This window comes from Nocardia higoensis, from assembly GCF_015477835.1.
Classification (GTDB): Bacteria; Actinomycetota; Actinomycetes; order Mycobacteriales; family Mycobacteriaceae; genus Nocardia; species Nocardia higoensis_A.
This window is the reverse complement of the sequence record NZ_JADLQN010000025.1, coordinates 1-629: the sequence shown is the minus strand read 5'-3', so window position 1 is coordinate 629 and position 629 is coordinate 1. Positions and strand designations below refer to the sequence as shown.

Sequence of the window (629 nt, the reverse complement as noted above, 5' to 3'; positions counted from 1 at the left end):
CCGAGAATTGTGGAGGTTTGCGTGGGCGTCGAGGTCAGAACAGAGGGCGTGACGAAGTCCTTCGGTTCGCAGCGTATTTGGCAGGATGTCTCGATCACGCTGCCCGCCGGTGAGGTGAGTGCCCTGCTGGGCCCCTCGGGTACGGGTAAGTCGGTGTTCTTGAAGTCGCTGATCGGCCTGCTGCGTCCGGAGCGGGGGTCGATCTTCATCGGCGGTACCGATATCACGACGTGTTCGAACAAGGAGCTCTACGAGATCCGCAAGTTGTTCGGGGTGTTGTTCCAGGACGGTGCGTTGTTCGGGTCGATGAACCTGTTCGACAACGTGGCGTTCCCGTTGCGTGAGCACACCAAGAAGTCCGAGTCCGAGATCCGGGCGATCGTGATGGAGAAGCTGGAGCTGACCGGTCTGCTGGGTGCCGAAGGCAAGCTGCCCGGGGAGATCTCCGGTGGTATGCGCAAGCGTGCCGGGCTGGCCCGGGCGTTGGTGTTGGATCCGCAGATCATCCTGGTCGACGAGCCGGACTCGGGTCTGGATCCGGTGCGTACTTCGTATCTGTCGCAGTTGTTGATCGATATCAACGCTCAGATCGACGCGACGATCCTGATCGTGACCCACAACATCAACCT

The 629-nt window shown here is 60.6% G+C and carries 1 protein-coding gene; it reads left to right on the top strand.

Annotated elements, in window-relative coordinates:
* Positions 1–21 precede the first annotated feature (21 nt).
* Positions 22–629, top strand: a 608-nt coding sequence (locus IU449_RS28695) for an ABC transporter ATP-binding protein (RefSeq protein WP_195005310.1), incomplete at its 3' end; no start/stop codon positions are given.